The 23,973-nt window shown below is 60.7% G+C and carries 9 protein-coding genes; all 9 read right to left on the reverse strand.

Features of this window, described 5'->3' with window-relative positions; translation table 11 throughout:
• Positions 1-529: 529 nt before the first annotated feature.
• On the reverse strand, positions 530-1,594 hold the full coding sequence (locus ASF98_RS05875; protein ID WP_156372298.1) for a protein kinase domain-containing protein: 1,065 nt from the start codon (positions 1,592-1,594) through the stop codon (positions 530-532).
• 385 nt (positions 1,595-1,979) lie between these two features.
• Entirely contained in the window at positions 1,980-5,183 is a 3,204-nt protein-coding gene (locus ASF98_RS05880) for a LysM peptidoglycan-binding domain-containing protein (protein WP_055798823.1), read from the reverse strand.
• 165 nt (positions 5,184-5,348) lie between these two features.
• On the reverse strand, positions 5,349-5,999 hold the full coding sequence (locus ASF98_RS05885; RefSeq protein WP_082506726.1) for a prepilin peptidase: 651 nt from the start codon (positions 5,997-5,999) through the stop codon (positions 5,349-5,351).
• A complete protein-coding gene (locus ASF98_RS05890) occupies positions 5,996-7,192 on the reverse strand; it encodes an ATP-binding protein (RefSeq protein WP_156372299.1) in 1,197 nt (398 codons plus the stop codon). Before ASF98_RS05890 ends, ASF98_RS05885 begins: the two co-directional genes overlap by 4 nt.
• Positions 7,193-7,290: 98 nt before the next feature.
• A complete protein-coding gene (locus ASF98_RS05895) occupies positions 7,291-8,529 on the reverse strand; it encodes an McrC family protein (RefSeq protein ID WP_055798832.1) in 1,239 nt (412 codons plus the stop codon).
• Positions 8,530-8,535: 6 nt separating this feature from the next.
• The gene (locus tag ASF98_RS05900) at positions 8,536-11,526 is read right to left on the reverse strand and encodes an McrB family protein (protein WP_055798834.1); all 2,991 of its coding nucleotides are present in this window, start codon (positions 11,524-11,526) and stop codon (positions 8,536-8,538) included.
• Positions 11,523-15,305 carry an Eco57I restriction-modification methylase domain-containing protein gene (locus ASF98_RS05905; protein WP_235505620.1) on the reverse strand — a complete coding sequence of 1,261 codons (3,783 nt, stop codon included), beginning with the start codon at positions 15,303-15,305 and terminating at the stop codon, positions 11,523-11,525. The genes ASF98_RS05900 and ASF98_RS05905 overlap by 4 nt, the downstream gene beginning before the upstream one ends.
• 260 nt (positions 15,306-15,565) lie before the next feature.
• Positions 15,566-18,445: a helicase-related protein gene (locus ASF98_RS05910; protein ID WP_055798840.1), complete on the reverse strand. Its 2,880-nt coding sequence runs from the start codon at positions 18,443-18,445 to the stop codon at positions 15,566-15,568.
• Positions 18,442-23,625: a DEAD/DEAH box helicase gene (locus ASF98_RS05915; protein WP_055798842.1), complete on the reverse strand. Its 5,184-nt coding sequence runs from the start codon at positions 23,623-23,625 to the stop codon at positions 18,442-18,444. Before ASF98_RS05915 ends, ASF98_RS05910 begins: the two co-directional genes overlap by 4 nt.
• Positions 23,626-23,973 lie beyond the last annotated feature (348 nt).

The raw sequence follows: 23,973 nt of genomic DNA on the forward strand, positions 1-23,973 counted from the left end.
GCTGATCGGAGAACGAAACGGTTAGAGGGAGCTAGGGTCAACGCTGTCAGAAGGGACCTTTCTGCCTTTGCGACTTCTCCCAACAAGGTCTGCGCCAATGCTAAATCAACCCATTTGGTGGGGTTTCTTGGGAAGGAACGGAGTTCCCCGCGGAGCCTACGGATCGCAGAATTTGCTTCCGCAAGGTCAGTCCAGTCCTGGCTCGTATCTATCGGCTCACCCTGAAGCTTTCGCCGAACTGATTCCGCGGCTGCGCGAAGGATGCCGTTGGCGTCGTCGGTCCGGTCAATATAAGCGATTACTGGAATCAGTAAGTCCAGATTAGAAAGCGTTGCAGCTAACCCGAGGGCATCCGCCGCCGTGTGCAATCCCGGGGAGGCGCGAAATTTATCCAACGCCTCGATGGGGACGGTGAAAGTGTCCTGCGACGTTGAACGACCCGGGGAGCCTAATTCGCCCAGCCCTGCGGCGACCTTGAAGGGGCGCCACCTAGGAATTAGATTTCGGTCTTCAACTCCTCGGGCCGCAGTCATGAGGCCGCTTCCATATAGCGGGATTCTGCCCGGCGCGACAATAGGTCGAGCTCAGTTACGATGCGATTCATTGAGTATGGCTGGCCGGCCCTGTGGCTAGCGGCATGGCCTCTACGCGTTACGTCCGGGTCGGTCGTGGCCGACACGACATTGAGCAGGTCAGCCTTCAGCGGGTGGTCGTCCAGTGTGTGATCGAGGGTCGCCAGCCCTGCGGCGTGGGCAGCCTGAATGTACGGCAAAACTTCGGAATAGGTACCCTTCCAGTTACGCGGAGTGTGACTGGGATCCAGGTACATGTCCATCAACATATTCATCGTGACGCCACCCAGGACGAAGGTCAGAAGGTTGCCAAGCTGATAAATGTCGCAAGCTAGCCTTCGGGCGCCGAACGTAGCAGCGATCTCGCCGAATCTTTGTTCTGGTGGGGCGTACGTGGGATCACCGGCAATCACATACCCATCGTGCCTGGCAGAGCGCTGAGGGTCGGTCGCCCGACCGAGATCTCCAATTTTGGCTGAGTCTTTCGTGGTGACGGATGTGCTGAAAACGAGAAGATTACTGGGCTTAACATCTTGGTGGGCCACTCCAATGGAATGAAGCTGAGCGATGCCCGCCGCAGCATTGTGGACCATGCGAAGGCGCACCGCCAGGTCCAGGTCGGATGCCGCATCTAACACCGCGCGGATATCATCCTGAGCGCGCTCGAAAATTATGAAACTTACGGGATAAGGCTGGCCTGCGCTAAGCAGCGAGTCATGCCTGTAGGCCGATACCACCCTGGACAGTCGCTTCTGCGAGCACTTTTCAACTAGCGCACGTTCAAAGTTGTATGCCTCGGTGATTGCGTGCATTGCCGCTGTGGGGTCTGGGCTGAAAAAGATTGCCTGATAGTTGATGACCTTGACAAAGCCCTCTTTGCCGCTGGTATGGCTGGCTAAGTATCCCATGGAGAAATTTCCTCCCGTCGAAGCTGCGGATGAGTTGACGGATGAAGTGATAGTCCATCCCTCCCCCAGGTCGAGACCAATCAAACCCACTGCGCCCGGAATACTTACAGTCAAAGCTCCCCCTTCATAGGCGGAGAAGGCCAGCCTCCAACACACTTGTTTCGGCTGAGGCTTCTCGACAAATGTGAGTCTATATCCGATGGGAGCCTAAGAATCTAATCCCCCGCTCCCTTTACAGCGGGCCGCTCTTGAGACAACTCCCCCATCCGGCGTCGAGATGCCGCCGACCAAACCTGCGCGCCTTCCAGCGGTTCAGGCTGGCAGCCCTTACTGGGTAACTGCGTGTTCAGGGACGGCGGTGTTCGATGAGCCAGCCTGCCATCTGCTGCGCCCGCTTGGACGCCAGGAGTCCCCTTCTGTGGCCGAAATGATGGAGCCCTTCATCAGCATGTCCCACGATCGCGCGACAACGAGATCCGGACGAAGTGGCCGAACGGCATTAGCTGGCGATGGAGTGGCCGTGACGGCGTAGCTCTTGGATGAGGTCCTGAGTTTCTTCGTCCGGCTCGTAATCGTCGTCGAAGTCATCGAGGTATCCGTGGAGCTTGGCTATTAGTTCTTCTACTCCGGCGCTGTTGCCTGCGGCGTGCTCGGCCAGGAGCGCGTCTCGCCACATTTGCTCATTGGCGGGATCCACGATGCGGCCGACCGATCCGGCTAGGCGGGCGTTTGCGGTGGTTCCGGTCTTGAGTGATCGGCCGGCGAGTTCATGTGCTGCATCGCAGATGGCGGCGATCATTTCGCCCCGGGCGAGTTCAGCCCAGCCGTAGAGCTTGTCCTTGACTCCGCTGAATGGCTGGCCGCGGACCAGACGGAGCGCGGCAACCAGGCGGGGTGTGCTCGTGCGGCTCAGGTTCTCCCCGATGAGTTCCAGAAAGACGTGCCAGTCCGTTCTGATTTCGGGATGCAGTTTGTAGCCGTCGGCGTCTACGTGCGGGAAGTACATCTCGCCGTTGTGCCTTTGGCCGAGGTAGTTTCTCGTCAGGTTTGAGAGTTTGTTTCTGTTGGAGGATGCTGTTTGGCCGTTGGGGTCAGCGGTTGGCCAGAAGGCTTCGTGGTATTCCTCGGATGACGCGCCCGGGTTGAGGGCAAGGAACGCGGCCAGGGCGGTGCAGCGGGCAACGGCAGATGCTGAAACTGCCCCGGATCCTGGGGTCTTGGGCGCCTCGCCTTGTGGGTTTAGGACCGAAACGCTTCCGAGGATGGAGATGATTGGCGCCGCCTGGGTGTCCTCCTGCGTGTCGATCTGGCGGATAACCTCCTCCAGCTCTGCGGGGACAGGATCCTCCTGCTTAGCCACTTCGGTAGGGGTTTCCTCTGGCGAGTCAGGGACGATCGCGTACAGCGGGCGGTCTTGCGAAGATGCGACGGGGACGTCGTCGATGGAAATGTCTTCCGGGCTGGCGGTGCTTGCCCATTCCGGACCGGGGACCGGTTCCTGCGAGGCTGTCGCCATGAGCCGCATGATCTTCAAGTTCTCTTCCGCCGTGATGATCTGAGGAACCATGTCCAAGCCCAGCGGTTCCAGAGTTGCGGAGTCTTTGGATTCGATGCGGATTTCCCAGTCTCCGGCGACTCTTCCGGCGCTGACGGCAGCAATGCCGAGCCTAGGAATGGCCGTGACGAGCTTCTCCAGCTCGGCGCGCTGTTCCTCCGTTGGCTGCTGGCCCAGGACGACTATTTCAGGCATCCATCCTTCGGCATCTTTCCCGAGAGTCCGCGCCTCTTCTACACCGCTTACGTCCAGTCGGGTGAAGGCCTCGCCAGTGGCCTTGGCTTTCCCGCGCAGCAGGACCAGCAAGGCGTCCAGGTCATCGACGTGCCGGACTTTGCCCGTGGAAAGTGCGGCAGGAAGTTCGTCCGGGACCCCGACCATGGTGATCTGCAGTTGCTCGCCCCACTTGGACGTGGCCAGTTCGACGGCCAGGGCGATCAAGGCGTTGGAGACGAGCTCCTCTTCCCCTGCGATCCCGAGCGCCCCGACGTATTCGAGGTCAACGAGCAGGTTCGCGTTCTGCGCGTCCTGTCCGATGGTGACCAGCGCCGGATATGGCGCCGTCGGGACTCGCTCCAGCGAGCCAAGGTTTCTGGGCTCCACGGTCCACACGGTGTTGCTGTCATCGGCGGGAATAAACGGCGCTGGCAGCACGGCAGGGGCCGCGAGATAGAGTGCAATTTCGTCCGAAGCCACCCGAACACAGAACATCTGCGGTAAGGCTTTGGACTCGTTCTGACCCCACACTGCAAGGTACTTCAGCGCATGGTCCAGATCATCGATGGTCATCGGGTCTTCAACGGCCCGTAACTGCAGCTCGAGGTTTTCTTCCTCGCGGGACGGAACGGCAACGCGCTCTCCAGCTTTGCGCTGACGGCGCTGACTGATCCGCTTGAGCCCGAGGATGGAGAGAATGCCGGCGGCAAGAATCGAACCGATCCCGCCGATAGTTCGGGTGGTGAACTCCACATCAACGGACTCATCGGCGCCTTCGCCGGCCGCCGTTTCTGCGGACTCATCGGCGCCTTCGCCGGCCGCCGTTTCTGCGGACTCAGAGAGGGGTGAGGAGGAGACCGTCGCCCCCGGCACGGGTGAAGGCGCCACAGCGGATTCCCTGGCGGCGAGTTCAGGCGAGGCCGGCAGCTTCTGCTCAGGTGGCGCTGGGGCTTGGAGCGCAACCTGTGGACCAGATTCGGCTGGTGGAATCTCAGCCTCCTCCGCGTTCTCGGTATCCGCGGGCACCGAGGTGTTGTTCATTTTCGGGGCCGCGGCGGCTGCCGCCGTCTGTTCGACCTGCGAGGGCACCGTCAACACCCAGCCGGGCGCGATGAAGCTGGGATCTGTCAGCTGCCGTCCGTCCAGCTGCACGGTGGACGATGAAGCCTCGAAAATCGCCTCGTAAGCAGCCGGCTCCCCGTAGTACTGCTGCGCAATCGAAGACAGAGACTCCCCTGCCGCAACAACGTGCGTGACGGATTGCGCGGCCTGCACACTGGCCGATCCCGCCGGAAGCGTCAGCACCCACCCGGGCTCAACCCAGTGACTGTCCGAGAGCGCGCCGCCATCAGCTTGGATGACCCCGTAGTTGAGCTCAGCGATCTCACCGAAACGGGAACCGTCACCAAGATACTGTTCCGCCAGCTTCCACAGTGACTCCCCCGCCGCAACAGTGTGCTTCGGTAATGCGCTCGCGGGTTCTGCCTTTTGTTCGGCTTCTGGCGTCGCGTGGGTCTCAATGACGCGAGGGGCGGAAAGTTGCGTTGGTGCCTTCAGTTCCGGGGTTGCCTGGGCGGTAGAGGCTCCGGCGAGGGATCCCGCTGTGAACATGAAGACAATGGTGCCGATGAGGGCTCCTGCCAGAGCCTGCTGGGCGCCTAGCCCTCTGATTCTGCGAGGGCGCATCCCGCTAACTGCCGGCGGGATCTCCAGGGCCACGGAGACCGTGAAGGTCAGCCAGGCTATCCATGCGACCAGTGGCAGAAAGGTGCCAAACAGGAAGCGTCCGCCGTAGTCGGGAGTCGTTAGAAGCCTCGATACTGTCTCGGCCGACGGTAGTGGGTTCCCGGCCACGAGGATCAGCGCGGTTGGGATGCCGATGACGAGCACCAGCAGGACTGCCAGCGAGGCCAGTCCCTTTACGTATTTCACAGTGAGCCCTTTCGCTGCTGGACATGGTTGTCACAACTACGGTGCGTAGGTGGTTTTTGCGGGCCTTTTGCAATTCGGATCATCAGGTCTCGGTTCGCCTGGGCAGGGTCGAGTCCAAAGTATGTCCCCATTTCCTCAACATCCATGGTTCTTCCTCCATGCGCCCTAGCGCCCCAGCATTTCGACGAATTCCGGAATGAGGGCTGCGACGGCACCGGCGACCAAGTAGGGGGCCAGTGGAATCCGCCTCCCTTTGCCCCGGATCCACACAGCTTGGGGCAGTGCCAGAACGAGGCCGAGGGTGCCGCCCCACAGCAAGGCCGTCCAACCGCTGTAGGCCATCGTGAGGCCGAGAATGGCTGCAAGTTTTACGTCACCAAGACCGAGGTCTCCAAAGACGGCAGCAGCAAGATAGAAGCCGCCGAGTGCAGCGCCACCCAGGGCAGCTTGTGCGGCCAAGGGCCAGTCACCGTTCAAGGCCGTGGAGCCGATGATGGTGGCTCCGACGGCAGCCACCATGGGTATTGTCACTGCGTCCGGGATACGGTGCGAGCGGCAATCGATCCAGCCTGTCCATGTACCAAACAACACCACAGTGGCCAGCAGTACGGTCTGCCCCGCGAGGGTTGGATCGCCCCCTGCCGCAGTCGTCATCAAGACGGCTGCCGCCACTGCCACAGTGGAGATGATGGCCACGGGAAAGGGGCTGAATCCGTCGCTGGCCCGCATCCGCGCCTTCTCCCGAGCGAGCCACGTGGGCCTAGCGGGCAGATCGCGGTGGCCTTTTCGGTGTCCAGCCAGGAAAGCGCTGTTCATGACCTCTCCTCGTGCCCATGCCTGATGATGTAGTCAGCCATCCCGGGAACGGTGAAGGCGAGATAACCACGGCGCGGCGTGTAGATCAGACCTGACTGGATAAGTGATTGCCGCGCTGCGGAGACAGCCGTCTGCGCCCGGCCCAGTCGTGTAGCGATGTCACTGACAGTTGAAGGGGCATCGTTGTCCTGGGCCATAGCCGCCATGAACTCCTGCTGGGCAGTGGTCGCTCTTTCCCAGCGTGACTTGTAGAGTCCGGCATCGACCTCATCGCGGGCCCTGGCGATTCCGATGTGGGCATCGTCTGCGTCGATTGTCCGGGAAGCGGCGACGTCCCAGATGTGCTTGCCGCACGCCTGAACGAAGTATGGGTACCCGCGAGACGTCTCCAGCACAAGATCCAACGCCTCTTCACTCCACGTCACCCGCTCCCGCAGCGACGGTGTCACGAGGGCGTCCTTGGTGTCCTCGTCACTGAGGAGCCCCAGGGTTCGGTAGAGGTACATGCGCTCGGCGTAAGTGGAGGCTTTGGCGAGGACAGAAGGCAAAGAGGGAAGGCCGGTGCCGAGGAACATCAGCGGTGTGGGACGCGGGTCCTGACCGAGTTGGTGCAAGGCGACGTTCAGCGCCTCCAGGTCCTCCTTGGGTGCTTCTTGCAGCTCATCCACGGCCAATAGGACCCCCGTTCCGGCGGCACGGGCGGCGAGCCCCAGGGATTCCAGCATTTCGGCGAGGTCTGTAGAGAGCTGACCGCTGTCAGCCTTCCCGGACGCTGCCTGGATGTCGAAACCAAAACCGTATGTGCCAGCTGGGTCGACTTTGAGCTGAAAGGAGCGGAAAACGGCGAAGGCATCACCGAAAGAGCGTTTGACCTTGTCCGAGACGGTGGCCGCCTTGCGTAGGGCGACATAAATTTCTTTGGCCAGCTGAACAGCCAGCGACTGGTTGCCTGATGCTTCAAGTTTGACGACGACCCAGCCTGCAGCAACGGCATTTCGAGCGCATTGGTTCAGCAGCACAGTCTTGCCAACACCCCTAAGCCCGGAAATGATCCACGGCCGCTCCCCCTCGCCATCGGTGGCCACCGCTTCCAGCATCCCCATGAAATCGGCCAGAACAGCAGAGCGACCAGCTAACTCAGGGGGTACACGGCCAGCGCCTGGCCGGAAAGGGTTAGGAGCGTTCAGGATCATAAATCCAACCCTATCCGCAATTATCGTGAAATCAAGATAATTGCAGATTATTTGGCATGAACCTCCGCCCAACACCGCTGCAGACTCAGCGACCACCGCTAATGGGCGACGTCCTTCACCGCGATTCGTTCGGACTCGCAGAATAGGCGCCAGGCATCAGCGGCCAGGTCCCCCACCCGCTCTAGCAGTTCCTGTGGCGATCGGGAAAGATCCAGTGGAAATATCGCAATTTCCTTGTCTGTGAAGCGAACACGCCTCGTTTCCACCTCGCCCGGCCCGGCGTACACCAGCCAGGCCCTCCTAACCCTCAGTGCCGTGCAGTAGGCCAGCATTTGATAGTGGTCCGCATTCGGATACTGCCCCCATGGCGTAGCCGCCTTGTACTTCGCGTCGAACACCATGGCCGGCACGGCGTCCACAGCGTGAACCAGGTCTACTTTCATCAGCACCCGGTTTCCGGGCCTGTCGGGTTCAAGCTCGTCCATGTAGGTCTCGTATTGAGCCGAGGACATGCCCGGAAACCCGGCCATCGCCTCTGTCAATGCCGTTGCCACGAAATCCTCGAACACGGTCGCCATGTTGACCATGAAGGAGGCAACGCGGATATCACCTTCGCCGGCTTCCGCGGAACAGTTCCGCAAGACGATTTCGGCAAACCGCAGCGCCGGGTGATACCGCCGATTGAGCCTGGTCGACTGCCAGACTGGAAGTGCGGCGCCCGGACGCAGCGCGCTGACTCCATCGAGCTTGGCTACTAGATGACGCAATCTGCCGCGCACGTCATCGCCCAGGCGCGGAACACCGAGCATGCGGCGCAGTGCGGCCAGCAGAATCCGGTTCTCCGCAATGTCCACGGTGTATTCGTCGAAAGCGGCTTCCAGAGGCATCAGCATGCCGGGCCGGCTCGCCAGTTGATCCGAGATTCGGATCCGGCCGCGCACGGTGTAGAGGGAGTCCTCCAAGGTGACATAGCCCTGTAACGGACCCAGACCAAGCGCACGTCTTACGTGCCGGCAGAGTGACTCTGCGAGGGCTGGCAGAAGTTCCATGTCTTCAACGCCGTCTACATCCCCCGGTCTGAATCCGGGGTCCCTCGCATAGCCGAGCAGGAACAGCAGCCGGCTGAGGCCGACCTTGTCTTTGGGACGCACTTCCACTTGCACATCCCCGGTCTGGATACACCCCACTTTGCCCGTCGGGGTGATCTGCCAATGGCCGTTTCCTGCCGGGGCCACGGCAAGCAGTCCCGAAGCGGCGAGCAGCGTGGCAACTTCGTCAGACATTTCCGTTGGTTCGCTGGGGCCATCGAGTTCCGAAAGCGTGATGTAGATGGACATCTGAAATTACGACGACTGAGAATGACTGGCTCCGCCGGCGGCTGCGGGGCCCTCGGCGACGCGTGCGACCCCGGATGCTGGCAGCTCCTCCTCATCGGTGCGCTCTTTCCTCAGCCGCGACTCAAGCGTTGCCAGCCCGTACGTCCGGTGGATCGACTCCCGGTCCATCTGGTCGTAGAAATACTCCTCCAGCAAGGGCAGTAACTCGTACTTCCAGATTTGCTGCAGCCCGTCCGGATGAGCAGCGTGCGGCTGCATGAGATAGGACGGCCCGATCATCAGATCTCTGTTCTTAGTCCCAATGGCCGCATTGAGCGCGTCCAGCAGCTCTGCACGGGTATGGTCACTGCCATCAGCGGTCAAATACCGGCGCAGTAGGCTCTTCGTCGGTTCTACGGAGGGGTGAAGCTCCACGAACCCGAAGCGCCGCCGGATGGCCGCATCGACCATGGCGATGGAACGGTCAGCTGAGTTCATAGTGCCGATAATGAACACATTCTTCGGCAGGAAGAATCCCTCGGCCGGGCTGTATTGCAGCTGCACGCTCTTGTTCCGGTATTCCAGCAGGAAGTACAACTCACCGAAGATCTTCGGCAGGTTGCCACGGTTCATCTCATCAATGACCAGGAAGAAAGGCTGGTCCCGGTTTCCTTCCGTCAAGGCATCCGTGACCAGCTGCTTCAGCGGTCCTGACCGGAGCGCGAAGGACACCTGGCCGTTCTCGCCTTCCGTCGGCCGGTAACCCTCGAAGAAATCTTCATAGGAGTAGGACGGGTGGAACTGCACGGTCCTCACTCGGCTTTGGTTTCCTGTGCCAGCCAAGTACTCGGCAAGTTTCTCCGCCAGATAGGTCTTACCGGTCCCAGGGGGCCCGTAGAGTACTATCTGGCCCTTTGCCTGCAGCAGAGAAACGATCTGCTCCAGGTCATCGGACGGCATCAGCAGCTCGTCGGCGAATTCTTGGCTGGGTTTTCGCAGAACAGGCTGCTCGGATGCTTTACGCGGCGACGGTGCCGCCGTTTCTTCTCCCCCGCCTGGTCCGACGACAACGTCGGCAACCAGTTGCTGTGCCTCCGTCAGGACTGCTGTGATATCCACGACCGTTCCCGGTTTCTCCATGACGGCATGAATAGTCGGGTCGATGTCTGACGCCGGGATGCCCTCGGATCCCCAAGCCACCGGGCGCCGGGCCCGAGAGGACTGGTCATCCGCATAGTAGGCATCGTCCGCAATGTATCCGGCAAAGATGTTGTTTTCAGCGGAGGTGATGATGACGTCCTCGGGCTTCATCTGCGTGAGGAACGCATAATACTCCGCTGCAATTTGCACGCGGGCGGAGTAGTCCATGTGCCCGTAGCCCGCTGCCACGGCTTCCCGGATCTCCGCCGCCGATGAACCCGGCAGAGGGGAGCCAAGATGTTTGGCTGCTACCGAAACAAAACCTTCATCGAGCCAATTCTGCAAGTGAGCGATCCCGTTCTGGTTCTGGCGGATCAGCCATGCACGTCGGCCAGCGTCGCTCTGGGCCCGCCACATGACAGCATATTGACTGTCGTACCAGCTGAACCATTCGCCGTCGGCCCCTGTGTGCATTTTTCGGATGGCGTGCAGATCCTTGTCGGTGGCTTCCTCATCGCTGCCGGTGGGCCCGCCGATCGTATCTGCAAAGGCATCCCGGATAAGGCGCTTATCCTTCATCTGCGCGATGGGTTCAAAGAAGCCCGGCCACGAGAAGTACTCAAAAATGAACCGAATGGACGGGACATCTTCGAGGACCGAGGCCGCGAAGATCCGAAATGCCCACGGATCCATGAGTGCGGTTGAACGCGCGGAGTCACTGGCCTTAGCCCAGGTTTCGATGAACCGGCACATCCACCTGATCTGTCGCCAGACGAGGATGTTGAATCCCTGGGCGCCGTTGAACACGCCTGGTTGTTCCAGACCTATGCGCATTTCGGTGGGGAGTTGAAAGTTCCCCGGTACCCAGGACAGGACGTTTGTGACCCGGCGCAGCTTTGTTTCTGTTTTCCAGTTGGAGAGCGGCAGGCAGTGCAGGTAGACGAGTTCGACGGCGAGGAGCCGGACAGGCGTTGATGCACCTTGGAGCTGAGCCTCCAGCAACTGCTCGAAACTCTTGTAGTCGGCTGCCTTTGCCACCACGATGCGGTCATGCAGGTCCCGAGCAGCTTCGGCAGTCCAGGTGAGCGACTGGCCATCAATGGCGCTGGGTTCGCCGTTGAGACCCGGATTCATGACAAACCATGCCGCGTCCTCCGTCGCTGCTGATTCACCGGATCCCCGTTCTGTGGGTTCATCAGTGACGGCGGTTTTTTCGCCACGCCATCCAAGAAATTCGTCCTTTTCAGCTTCCTGCCAGGAGTCATGAGGCCGGTACTTCAGTGTCGCCCAGATCAATCCCTGAGCGTCCAGACGATCCCCTAACTCCAGGCCGTGCTGGGGTGCCCGCACCAGAACCTCGTCAAGAGAGTCCAAAAAGGACTTGTATCGGTCGGCCTGAGGGGCGTTTCTTCTGACTTCAGGCCAGCCGACCAGTTGCCAAAATTTCTGTACTGTCTCGGTCAAATACGGCGTATATCTGGTCGGATCAGTCGCCATGAGCAGCAAGGCAGCCAAGGACGCGGTGTTCCCGGGCGTGTATTTCTGTTGATTCAGAGGGCGCAGCGCCAGCCTGAAGTTATCGAACTCAGCCACCGGGTCTTCGGCCCCCAACAGGTCCAGGATGGCGGACCTGACCTGCGAGGAATGATCACGGCAGTCATCGACGAAAGACATAACGAAAAAACTGTTCAGCAGATTAGTTGCATAGATATTCTTCTTCAGCGCTTCAGGCCATTCCGGCGAGTCAGCCTCGATGAGCTGCAGAGTGTCCGCAATCCGCGCCGAATCTGCAAGCTTGTACCTTCGCTCCTCGGTGTCGAGGTCAAAATTGTCAGCCACCCGTTTGGCAAAACGGAAGAATTCATCCCAGTTACTCATACGGAATGCTCCTTAGCAGGATGCCGGGGTCCTTTGCCCGGAGGAGGGTCCAGGATTGTCTGGTAGGCAGTCCCGGAGTCAATTGCCGCCTGCATCGCGTCGAAGACCTCCAGGATGAGGCGCTTTGTACGGTACTCGCCCAATTTGGCCTCATCTTTTCGTTTGACAATTGAGAATGTATCCAAAATGTGCGCTGCGTCGTGGCGGGAAACACCGTAGAGGTGGAAAAACGCGGCGTCGATTTCACTTCTGAGCTCCGCGCGGCGTGAGGCGTCCCAGACGAACGGTGTCCCCTCATCAGCAAAGGCTTCCATGTCCCAAGCTGTATAGATAAGCTCCCTTATTCGCGTTGAAAGCCAAGAGCCGAGGTGTCCGTTTCCCCACGCGGTAAGATCCTCAAACGTTGACGGATTCAGAACTGCGAATTGCTTCAAATAAAAATAGTTCATGGTCACGGATGGCAATTTTTGGCGCGCAACGTAATCCAGAACGAAGGAGTTCATCGTCGCCATCAGTAGTTCCCTCTGGCCGGTGGCAACGAAGTACAAGGGGAACTTGTTCCCCACGGCGGTGACCGGCATTGCAGTGGACATCAAGGTCCGCTCGTTCGTTGCGCTCGTGATGTCTGCGAACCCGCTCAACCATGCACCGGGCATTGCCGGCATTTCCGTTGACGCAACCCAATACATAGGAACTACGACTCTGTTTGGGTCAGTCTTCTCCGCATCTGTGAGGTAGCGGGGCTGACTTTGTCGCTGGACGGCTGTGGCGCTCCGAACAACATCAGCGGCTCGATGGTCGAAATATGTGAGCATTTTGGCCTCGTACAGCGGCAACATCTTCTCAGGCTTACCGCTGATTGTGCGTTCGAAGATATTGCCGTTGAGACTCCAGCCGTCGTGTTCCAGCTGCTCCCGTGTGTGGAACAGATGTGAGTCGTTGGACATGTGGAACATGGTCATGAACGACACGCCCCACGGGTTTCCGCTGACGGGGTCGTTTTCGTTGATGAGGACGGGGACGCGGCGATAAATACCGAGGGTGATTTCAGCATCGCGCCGTGTCCGGAATATCGGCAATGTGCCGGTATTGGGATTGATCAGCTTGATCTCTTCCGGCGTCAGGGAAAATTCGGAGATGCTGATGTCGGCCGGGTCGTGCAGGAAGAATGCGAACGACGGTGCATCTTCATGTACAAGCCGGCCGCCCATAGTTAGGAGGCAGAACTTTTGGCGCGAGTCCACCCCCTCAAAGGTCTTGCCGCCCCCGACCCCTCTGTTTTCGAAGTCGTAGAGGGCGGCAATGGAATTCGATTCCACCAGGTCTTTGAAGAAGAACTGCGTCGTAGCGTCTGTGGCAATGGCAGTTGGGACAATCACGCCTGACCGGCCCCTCGGTCCCGTTAAGTTGCGGAATAGCTCCGCGAATACGGAGTAAGTGTTCACGTCGCCACGGCCGTTGAATGGGTAGCGGCCCGACGTGCGCATCATGGCGCTCTGGCCTTCAGCCCGGCGCTTTTCCGCCAAGAATGCGGAGAAGAGAGTGGGGTCTTCCGTCGCGAGCAACTTGATTAGGCGCTGCCGGGCGGCAGCATTCGGTGCCCTGGCAATCTCCGGGTCACGCGCGGCAAAAAATTCCTGTTCCTGCAGTTTCACTCGTTCCCAGGGCGGGTTTCCGAGTATGCAGGAAAAACCACCGGGCCAGCCTTCCGGACCGACTTCAGACTCGGAGGGATCTCCGAACACTTCGGGGAATTCCAGGTGCCAGTGGAAGAAGCGGTAGTCCTGGGCCAGCTCGCGGATCTTGGTGATCGTGGGCGCATAGCCGGCGGCTTCGCCGGCATTGCCGAGCTGACGGACGACGGACGACGTCGGGGGCAACGGTGCATCCGAATTCAGGGGCCATACGAAGGCCGCACACCACGCGTCTGCGTGAAGCCGCTCACGGCGCATCTCCTCTGACTCGTCGAACTCCGCGAATTCACGGGCCCTGAGACGGGCCTCCTCCACCGTATCGACGGGAGAGAGCATCCGGTTGCGGGCGTCGATCAGTTTCTGGGCGCTGGCGTCCCCGCCGCCGAAGTTGAGAGCGTCCTGTCCCAGATCGCCAAGGAAGGTCTTCTTCTTTTTGGGTGTCTCCGCGTTATTTCTTTTGCGCACCTCAGCGGCGTACTTTTTGTCGTCGCCTTCGATGTCCTTGAAGGCATCACCTGGGACACCGCCTGCCAGCAGCGCCGGTGTCACGCCGAGAAGACTGTTGCCGATCTTGATGCGGGCATCAAGAAAGCCGAGGGGCTTACCGGGCTCCAGAGCCTCCAGCCAGAGAGAAACCTTGGCCAGCTCTGCTGCAAGATCGTTCATGTCCACGCCATAGATACATTGGCCAACCACATCGTGGAGGGCGTGCTGGATGTCCTGCGGTGTCGGTTCGTCCTCGCCCGTGCGCACCCCCGCCAGACGGCGGGCAATTCGCCGCGCGGCCGCGACCAGGAATCCTCCAGAGCCGCTGGCAGGGTCGCAGACGGTCAGGGCGAGCAGGCGGCGTTCGGCGTCGGCGTCGTCGTCGGCGTTTTTGACGGCGTCATCCAGCAGCGGATCCAAGGCTGTATCAAGCAGCGCCGAAACCAGTTTCGGCGGAGTGTAGTAAGAACCAGTTGTCTTGCGTTCGTTGCCGGCCAGCCGTTCCAGCGTAAATTCGCGTCTGGCGGTGTCGACCCGGGGAACGAGTTCGAGCAGTGACTCGTAGACGCTCCCCAGCTCCTCCGCGCCTAGGTGCCGGTAGTCGACAGGTTGGCTCCTCTCGTTGTTGGCCCGGACCCATCCGAGCGCGTGGATGGCTGTCAGGAAGTCCGTGTTTGCCAGTTGGGTTCCGAGCAGAAGATCGCCGTGTGGTTGGTCGTTCAGTATCCGCGCGCGGGGGTCGGGGTCGAAGAGTCCGCCGAGACCCGGGATTGCGATGGCTGCCATGCCCGGTCCGCCGAGCGCTTCCAGAACCAGCTTTTGTGTCTCCCAGAGGTCCGGGTGGGAGGTTCCGGCGATTTGGCGGGAGAGGCGGCGGACCCGCTGGGTGGAGAAGTATTTGGCGTACCGCTCGTGAGCCGCGGCGGTGGCTTTGGGGTCCAGGAGGGCCGAGCGGTCTTCGGCTACGAAGCAGAAAAGCAGCCGGTACACCGTGCGCAGCAGCGCTTTGTGGAATTCGCGGTCCGGGAGTTCCCCCGAGCGCAGGGCCTCAACGAGCCAGGCGTTGGCCGGGTGTTTCAGGTAGCCAGCGCCCAGCGCAACGATGGCTTCCTCGACACCGTCACGAAGCTTGTCCAGCGCCCGGGCTCCGGCGGTCACGGCCTCGCCGCGCCATGACTCCAGCCAGCAGTCAGCGGGCGAAACTTCCGGCCCGCCGCGCTTTTCCAGCCGCGACTGGTGGCAGACCTGCCAGAGAAGTTGGAACTCCGGATATAGCTCCGAGTTGAAGATGGTTTCCAGATCAAATTCCAGATACGCGGAGCCGGCCAGAGCCGTAGAGTCCCGGAGCAGCCGTAGCTTCAGGCCGTTGCTGAGGATGCCCCAGAGGTAGTCTTCGTTCTTGTTGAGGAATTCCTGGAACATGGACTGCGGCGCTCGGGCCGTGACTCCCGGATTCTTCTTGTCGAGGTCTACGCGTGGACCAAGCAGGTGGATGGGCACGTAATTCCAGATGTGCGAAATCGGATACTCGGTGCCGTCGGTTGTAAGGGCGCCCGCAGTTGTTGGCACTTGGCCATAGCCAAGCTCCCTGAGCAGCACCAGCAGCCACTTTTCTCTGGCCGCTCCTGTCCCTGCACCCCTGTTGCCTTGAGCGTCGTCAGAGTCTCTCCATGAATCCCAGGCGGCCCGGAGGTAACTCCAGCTTCTGGAGGCTGCGTCCCTTGCGGTCTCGCTGCCGGCCAAGTGGTAGGACACCGGCGCTAGGCTGCTGGAATCTGCGACTTCGTTGGCCTGGATGCGGCCCAGAAGAGCAGGTGGAACCACTCCGCCGACGACCCGGATGGCTTGGAATACAGCACTCACTTCAGTCCCCCACCGATGTTTGCCGGTCGATAAACGTACACGCCGAGAATGTCCACGGGCAGATTAGGCTCGACGGTCAAACCCCGGACGCCCAGCTGGCCTGCCCTATCACCACGAGCGGCCAATCGGACCTCCACATGGGCACGCCGGACTTCATCGGCGACTTCCCTTGCTTTTGCGTCCAGCAGCGGGGACAGGCCGCCCAAAGCGTTCAGGACATTGGACAGCATGTTCCTGGCGGTCTCCACCGGTGTATTGCCCACCGGTTTGGCTTCCAAGAGGGCCTCCACCGCCTCTTCATCCAGCCAGGTGGGGTTGGACGGCGGTCCTGTGAAAGCGATAACCCGAGCTTCTTCTGCCATGTCCGTGCGGTCCCCCAGACGTGCCGGCAAGACCAACTTCGTCCGGAACCGCACCAACAATGCTGTGGTGAGTGAATCGACGTCGTTCGTCGCGATAAGTCCGGCACGGCGAGCTGGTCGTTCAGAATCGGGAAGTCCGGAATCCAGTGCCGAGTTCAGGACGTAATTGGCGGCCCCGGAGACTGACCGGTCCGACCGTAGCAAGACGGCCGAGTGCCGTGGCGCCGGGTAATCTACGACGAATTTCTTCACCGCAGCGCCCCCGGATATGGCCTGCCTCAATGCCGCCGGGATAGAAATCAGCCGGGCTTCAAATCCGTCCTGTTCGCCGTAGACTTGGGCGCCGGACTCCTCGAGCGCCGTTCGGACGAAGGACGCGACGTCCTGCGGGTCTCCCAGGCTGCGTCGGGCGGCCGCGACGGCCTTCTCCACGTCGTCGGGATGGATGGCTGCCTGAGCAAAGCGGCCACGGCTTTCCTTCTCATGCTCTGCGCTGCTGCGCCACTCTTCTTCCAGAGCGGTGGCAGCGGTTTCGAGTCCGAGGTCAAGCTCAAGCTGGTCCGCGTCGTGACCACGCATCAACAAGCCTTCCAGGAGCGCGGCAAGAACCTGGTCACTCTGCGGCGGCACGGGCACACTGATGCCCAGGTCACGTCGGATACGGTCGTGCTTGCGCAGCAGAACGTCAAGGACAATGCCGTCGATGCCGTTGTCCTCACCGTAGATGAGCAGGGCACGGACGACCTCGGCTGGCTGGCCGAAACGGTCCACGCGGCCCTCGCGCTGTTCGTGGCGTGTGGGGTTCCAGGCCAAGTCATAGTGGACCACGGCCTGAAATTTGTCCTGGAGGTTCACGCCTTCGGAGAGGCAGTCCGTCGCGATCAGGATCTTGTGCGTTCCCTCGGCGCGGTCCGCCAGTGAAGCGATCCGCGCGGCACGTTCCTCGGAGGGAAGTTCGCCCGTGACGACTTCCACTTCGAATTTCTTAAACTTTTCCCGCAGATAATCCTTGACGTAATGAGCTGTCGGAATGAATCGGCAGAAGACAATGGGATCGAAGCCGTCGTCGATGAGTTTCTTCAGTTTTTTGGCGAGCAGTTGAAGTTTCGCGTCGTTTTCCGGTGACGCTGCCAGTGTTTCCGCGGTTTTGCGGAAGCCGTTGATCAGTGATTTTTCCTTCTGCCGAACATCCAGCTCGCCGTGGAGGGCCCCGGGCGCCTGGTCGATGCCTTCGGTTCCGTCATCCTCTACCTGGTCCAGGACCTCGGCGGCGCCGCGCGCGTCAGCGGCCTGGTCGGTTTCTGATTGGTCGGAAACGGAGCGGGTGCTCAGCGTTGCCGCCGCGGCTGCCGGAGATGATGCCATGGAGCGGAGCAGTGAGAGCGCGGACCACCAGCGGATGCGCTGTTCCAATTTGGTTCCGGACTTGTCCTGGACGCGACCACGGACGTATGCGAGAACGCTGTCGAAGAACGCCCGGTGCTCCGGCGCCAGCTTGTACGGTTCCTCACTGATTTGGCGGTCCTTGGGGAATTTGGTGTCGGAGTTCAGGTAGCGGCGAATGTCTGCGCGGCGGCGCTGGACCATGTAGTCGGCGAGAAGCCGTCGTCCGACCACGGTGGAGAGGTCCGCATGAATTAGCCGTTTGTCCAGTAGCCCGATCAGGTTGCGGAAGGCGCCGTCATTGCCGCTGTGCGGCGTCGCTGTCACCAAAATGAGGTGCCGCGCGGCGTCCCCGGCCAGTTCACGGACAAGACGGTAGCGCTGGGTGCGTCCGGACCCGCCCCTGCCGGCGTCGTCCGCGGCGACCCCGTGGGCCTCGTCCACGATGACCAGGTCAGGGGCCGAGCGCAGAAATTCGTGGCGGCGGGATTCTGATTTGATGAAGTCCGTGGACACGATAGTGAACTTGTGCCGTTCGAAGACTGACTGCCCGTATTCCAGACCCCGTTCAAGGCGCCGGATGGTGCCAGGGAGCACGAGCTCGGCTTCGATGCCAAACTTTTCCTGAAGCTCGGACCTCCACTGTTCGGCGAGGCTCGGCGGGCAGAGGACGGCAAGGCGCTCCGCGGAGCCCTGCGCCAACAGCTCTGCGGCGACCAATCCCGCCTCGATGGTCTTGCCGATGCCGACGTCGTCCGCGATGAGCAGGCGCACTGTTTCCTGGCGCAGAGCCAGCAGTAGGGGAACAAGCTGGTACGGGCGGGGCGAGACGCCGAGGCTGGCCAGGCAGCGGAACGGGCCGCCGCTGGAGCGGAAACCGATTCGCAGCGCATCACGCAGCAGTCGGGCGCTCCGGTCATCGCCAAGGTCGTCGGCAGAGGGCCAGCCGAAGGAAGCCGGCTCGACCTGTTCAATCCCTGGTAGAACGCCCGCGATCTCCTCATTCCGCCCGCCAAGGGGCCTCAGAACCAGCAGCTCCTTGTCGCTATCGGGTAGGACCACCCATTCGCGTCCCCTGGCCCGGACGAGCGAGCCGACTGCGTACCGAAGTTGTTCTGTCTCAGTGCTCAAGCGTCCACTCCAAAAACATCTGCATGCGCTGCCACCGCGGCAGCCAAGTCTTCATCCAACCCAATGCTGATCACATTCCATCCAGTGAAGACGAGATGGGTGCCGTCCCGCGGCTCCCCTGTCCCTTCCTGCACAATCACGGCCGTCGGCACCGACACATTGGGACCTTCGTAAACGAGATCCACAACCAGGTTGTGTACAACCTGCGCGATCCTGGCGGGCATTTTCAGGCCTCGCGCTTCCAGTAACCGCAGTAGGCTGCTCGCCCGGTGGCCAAGGTCTGCGACGCCATCGGGAAGTTGCTGTGGTCCGCCCGAGGATGCAGTTGCCTGGGCGACAGCATTGGTCGTTGCCCCGGCCATGGCCATCAACTCGTTTCGAATCAGCCGCCGATCAATTGATTCATGAACCCTCTGATTACCGTATGACAGCAGGCATCGGTAACAGCCGCGGACGCAGGCGTCTTCCGTGTCTTCACCCGTCTCCGGATCCACGTGAATGATTTCCAGTGCCTTGGTTGCAACCTTTGCCATGGCGCCTGGTTCGGACTGCAGCCGACGCAGCACCCCGGCGCCACCTTCTGCGGCCTCGACCAGCAGCAACCTGCCCCGGAACTCTTTGTCGTTCAGCCGTTCGCTGGCCAGTTCAGAGTCCTCGAGCTGGAATACTGCCTCGACGCCGCGTTCGATGGCGACTTGAAGTGTAGTTGCCGTTTCTTCCGTCATCGGTTCGGTCCAGCGCAGGACAGCAATGTTCCGGCGGTCTTCCACATAAGGAGTGACCATCTTGCGGATTTTTGACGTCTCGACGGTGACGTCGTCCTCATCGTCGTCCTGAGCGGGCTCCTCGTTCGCCTTCCGCTCGGAGAGCCACTCACCGGTAACCATGTCCAGCCAGTATCCGCGCTCATTTTTGTTCTTGCGGTTGCTGCGTCCGAGGTTGGTAACCCGGACCGTTGCGCCGTCCCCGTAGATGACCGTGGCCAGGCGCTCGTCTCCAAGGTCAATCGTGGCGTCTGCCCGACCGGTCTTATTCCCGTGAGACATGAACCTGAACGTCGTGACCAGCTGGAAGCCCTGTCGGTTCCGTTCCTCCTCATCAGCGCTGATCCGCTCCCGGCGCCGGGTAATGACGGACTGAAGCTGCATAAGGTTGTCCCAAGTTCCACCGAGCGGCTGCCCGCAGGACTCGCAGACGTCGATACCGGCCTTCCTGTCATGGAAGTAGCCGCACGCCTCGCAGATGCGGGCCTCCGACAGCACGACATCGCTGCTTCCTTCAGCCGATTCACCGCGCGGGAGACTGACCCGCTTCACCTGGTAACGGGCGCCCTCATGATAAATCAAGGAGCCCGGGCCGAATTCGCTGATGGCCAGAAAGCGCGCGCGTTGGAGCCAGCTGCTGTCCTTCCCCTGCGTGCCCGGAATGAACGCGGCCAGCGGGAGACGCGGAAATGAGTAGCCTGGCAGGAACCCTTCGGATGCCAGGTAACGGTAAGTGTAGAAATCAGTCTGACCGGCAGCATCACTATCATTCAACAAAATCTCGACACGCTGCTGAGACTCAACATAACGTCGCTTCGCGTCGTCGCGCTTCTTCCTGGTCGCCGACGCATCACTGATCGCCGCGTTGGCTGCTTCCCTCTCAGCGACGGCATTCCGATATAACTCCCGCCACCGGTTACAGGCTGCGTCGAAACTCTGCGGCGCTTGGTCGATTACCTTTTCAGACCAGTCAGGAGTCCACCATGACGTCGGTTCCAGCTCGGTAGCAAGGCCATCAAGCAGGACCCGGGCCGACTTCTTGGCGCGCGCGGCCGCCTGCTTGTCTCCGAAAATGGAGTTGAAGCTGTCCTTCAATGGATATCCTGGCGCCCCCAGCTGAACCAGACCGGACATGGATTGGCCAAGCCCGCCGCTTGTGGCACTCAGCGCCTCCGCCATCCAGAGTGCGTGGACGTGGGAGCGAATCAGGTCCTCGTTAGCGAAATCCAGACGGGGCGGCTGGACTTGCCCCGCGACCATCAAGTCCGACTTCGCGAAGTAGTACGTGTCGTGGCTGTTGCCGGTGGCACAGTACGTCAACACCAACGCCGGCTGACCTGACCTGCCGGCGCGGCCGCTGCGCTGGGCATAGTTAGCAGGCGTCGGCGGGACATTGCGCATCGCAACAGCGTTCAGCGAGGCGATGTCAACGCCAAGTTCCATCGTCGGGGAGCAGAACAAGAGCGGGAGGTCACCTGTACGGAATTCCGCCTCTCGGCGTTCCCGGTCCTCGGGGCGGACCTGAGCGGTGTGTTCAGCGGCGCGAAGCCCACCCAACTGGGAGCTGGATTCTTTATACAGGTCACGGAAGAACCTGATCACACGAGGCTTCTTGTTTGCATCGAATTGCCGACGGACCGGATCCGGAGCACCTTCCAAGCCCGCACCGGCGTATAACCGCATGGATGACAATTTGAGACGGTAGCCCTTGACTGATCTCTGGGAGACCTCGGTGATCAGCCCATGCTGGACGAGCATCTCGAACAGCGACGCAATGACCTCGTTGGTTTCCTCGATTTTGAGCTTGTGACCAAGACGCTCCTTCTTGCCTAGCCACCGCCCGAACATCCCCCGTCCCGTCACCGTCAGCACATTGCGGGTGAATCCGGCCTTCTTGGATTCGGTCACTGCTAAGCCGGGCGTGGGATCCGGCTCCTTATCCGAGAGTGCCCAGATGCCCTTGAGGAATTCGCGGCTTCTGTACCTCAGCTTGTCGAACTCGTCGACGTCCAAGTCGGCAGCGTCAATGGCCAGTAGGCGTCTGAATTCGTCCAGAAGGACGGTGATGATTTCCTCACGTTGCCCAGGTGCGGACTGCTTCAAGAGATAGTGGGCGTTGTCCCACAGGTCCTGCCGCTGAGCCAGGAGTTTGGCATTGGGGTAGGTGACCCGCATAAGACCCGTTTGTTCCAGGTTTGGCAACGTAATACGCCAGCCTCGTTGGAGGTCCCTGACGGCCCGGTAGGTGACTACATGGTTGAGGGCCCGCTGAGCGGGTTTTGGATCTAGAGCCGCCGGTGCTTGGGCATAGTCGGCGGGTGCCAGTTTGAGGCTGTCAAGAAGAGCTTTACCCAGATCCTCGGGATCCACCCCTTCCTCACCGGCTGAAACGAGGGCGTGGTAGAGAGCAGAACGAAGCTGAGCGACCTGCACAAAGTCATTGAGGTGGCCGGCCTGAAGGGAGGCGTCCTGACGGTTGTCTACAAAAGTCAACAGCTTTCGGGCTTCCGGATTCAGGTCACTGGCAATCGGGCTTTTGAGGAGTTCGACCAGCTTCGAGGCAATGACCGTCATGGCGCTGCTTCGGCCTTCGCGGTCCAGGGTTACGAGCTTTGAGAACTCGTTGCTCGAGTTTGCTTCATAGGTGACGTTGCAGTGCAGGCAGAAACCAAATGAACCGGGGATCCATGCGGCCAGGTGACCATCCGTGGCATTGGTCGGAGATTCCTTCTCAGCGACTCCATCGGGCCGGATCCGATACCGTTGGGGAATTCGGTTGCGCTTGGATTCAATGATGGGGTGGCCAGTCTCTGAATCTGTCCGCCACGACGCCGGCAGCCGGTCCTCCGCGATCGGGTCGGCCGGCCATTCTGGTGTCCGGGACGTAAAGAGATAACCATCCTTGCCCTCGTCCTCTCCACCCGATTCTGCGAGCCTTAATTCGTGTCTGGCCACAAAGCGGAACTGTCCGTTGTCGGTGGTGAGCCGGGCCATCAAATACTCCTGGCCACATTCGCGGCAGAACGCCAACGGGTACAGTCGGCGCTCGGTCTCCCCTGGCAGGACAATCTGAAAGTCGGTTTCAACCGGTCGGGTTTCAGACGGTTCCACAGTTGTGTAGACAGAGCCGCCCTTGGACAGGAATTGGTGCAGACGGAAAGCAAACAGCGGGCGCCCTGTTTGCTCGTGCTTGGCTCGGGAACCTGCCAACAGCGTCGCACGGATGGCGGTTTCCGCAGCCTGCCTGCTCGTCGTCGTAGCTTCCGCCAGATCTTCGGCAGCCCGGGAAACCGTCGTCGGCCTCGTCCGGATTAGGCGCCTGGATTCCGGTTCCTGTGCCAGCCCGAACTTATCCTCGATCCATGAGGCTAATGGGTCGTTCTGCATTGGCACATAGCCACCGTCAAGAGTGGGGCTGCTGAACTCTGCTGTGCCACGTTCCGCGACGGCATCGGCAAGAGCCGCTGGGCTAGGTTGCCGCACCGTTGTTGCCCTGACCAGAGATTCTGTGATGACGTGCTGTGGCTCAACAGTCGTGCCAAAGATCCGGGTAGCGACCTCGGCGACATCCTGTTGTTGCTCCGCCACCGTTCCACCGGATGACATCGTCGCGGACGTCCCGATGCACTGGAGGGTCGATTCAGCGTTGCAGGCCTCGCGCACGCGACGGACCAGCATCGCAACGTCCGCGCCTTGCCTGCCTCGATAGGTGTGCAGCTCGTCAAGAACCAGAAAGCTGAGACCCTGAGCGGCTTTGATCAGACGGGCCCGTTCATCGGGCCTGGTCAGAACGAGCTCCAACATGACGTAGTTGGTGAGCAGGATGTCCGGTGGGTCCGCCAGGATGGCTTCGCGCTCTTCACGACTCTCCTGCCCCGTGTACCGCTTGAAGGTAACCGGAGGTTTGTCGTCGTATCCGAAACTGAGAAACTTGCGCAGTTCCTCCCGTTGGCTGTTCGCCAAAGCATTCATGGGGTAAACAACGATGGCCTTGATACCCCGGCCGGAACCGAGCTCAAGGACCTTGTTAACGATGGGCACGATATAGGCGAGAGACTTGCCCGAACCTGTTCCGGTAGTCAGTACATAGGAAGCATTCCGTGCTGCTGTGCGGACTGCGTCGGACTGATGTTTGTGGAGACTTAACGGTCGGGCACCCGTGTCCTCCAACGACTTCTTCACTCGAAAGATCCGTTCACATTCGGGGTGAAGGAGTCCCTCCAGGACCAACTCATCAATCCGTCCGCCGGTTTCAAACGAGGGGTTGAGTGACAACCAGGGATCTGGCCACTGACGTCCTTCGTTGCTTTCGCGCGTGACGGCATCCCGGATGCGATCATCTCGAATATCCACGAAACTTTCGCTGAAGGACTTATAACCCTCAATGAGGGTGTCACGAATACCGAATGCGTCCATCTTTGATCCCCCGGGGTTACAAGTACCTATCTCCTCCCGTAACCATATCGGGCCCATATGGCCCCGATCAGTAGGGTATGCCGCCTCACAGGCTCGACGGGGCATCTGATCGTGCTCAAACAGGACTCAAAGCGCCTACGAGCATCTGACTGGTGTACCCCGCTTTGCTGGGGATGGCCTCAGCTCACGCTCCACCGGGCCGCCGTCCGGCGCTGATTCTCCTCTGAGTAGGGACCTGCAAAGGCTGCCAGCTCGCCCGCAACGATTCTGATCCGCGTGAATGTACGCCTTGCCTCGTCCTGGGAGGCAGCGCGGACAGGCCCGGTCAGCAGTACTCCTCCGCGCCAA

The sequence above is a fragment of the Arthrobacter sp. Leaf337 genome (genome assembly GCF_001423745.1).
Classification (GTDB): Bacteria; Actinomycetota; Actinomycetes; order Actinomycetales; family Micrococcaceae; genus Arthrobacter.

Coding starts and splice junctions, on each gene's coding strand:
- ASF98_RS05885 (WP_082506726.1), bottom strand. CDS start 5,999: ATGAACAGCGCTTTCCTGGCTGGACACCGAAAAGGCCACCGCGATCTG.
- ASF98_RS05890 (WP_156372299.1), bottom strand. CDS start 7,192: ATGATCCTGAACGCTCCTAACCCTTTCCGGCCAGGCGCTGGCCGTGTA.
- ASF98_RS05895 (WP_055798832.1), bottom strand. CDS start 8,529: ATGTCCATCTACATCACGCTTTCGGAACTCGATGGCCCCAGCGAACCA.
- ASF98_RS05900 (WP_055798834.1), bottom strand. CDS start 11,526: ATGAGTAACTGGGATGAATTCTTCCGTTTTGCCAAACGGGTGGCTGAC.
- ASF98_RS05915 (WP_055798842.1), bottom strand. CDS start 23,625: ATGGACGCATTCGGTATTCGTGACACCCTCATTGAGGGTTATAAGTCC.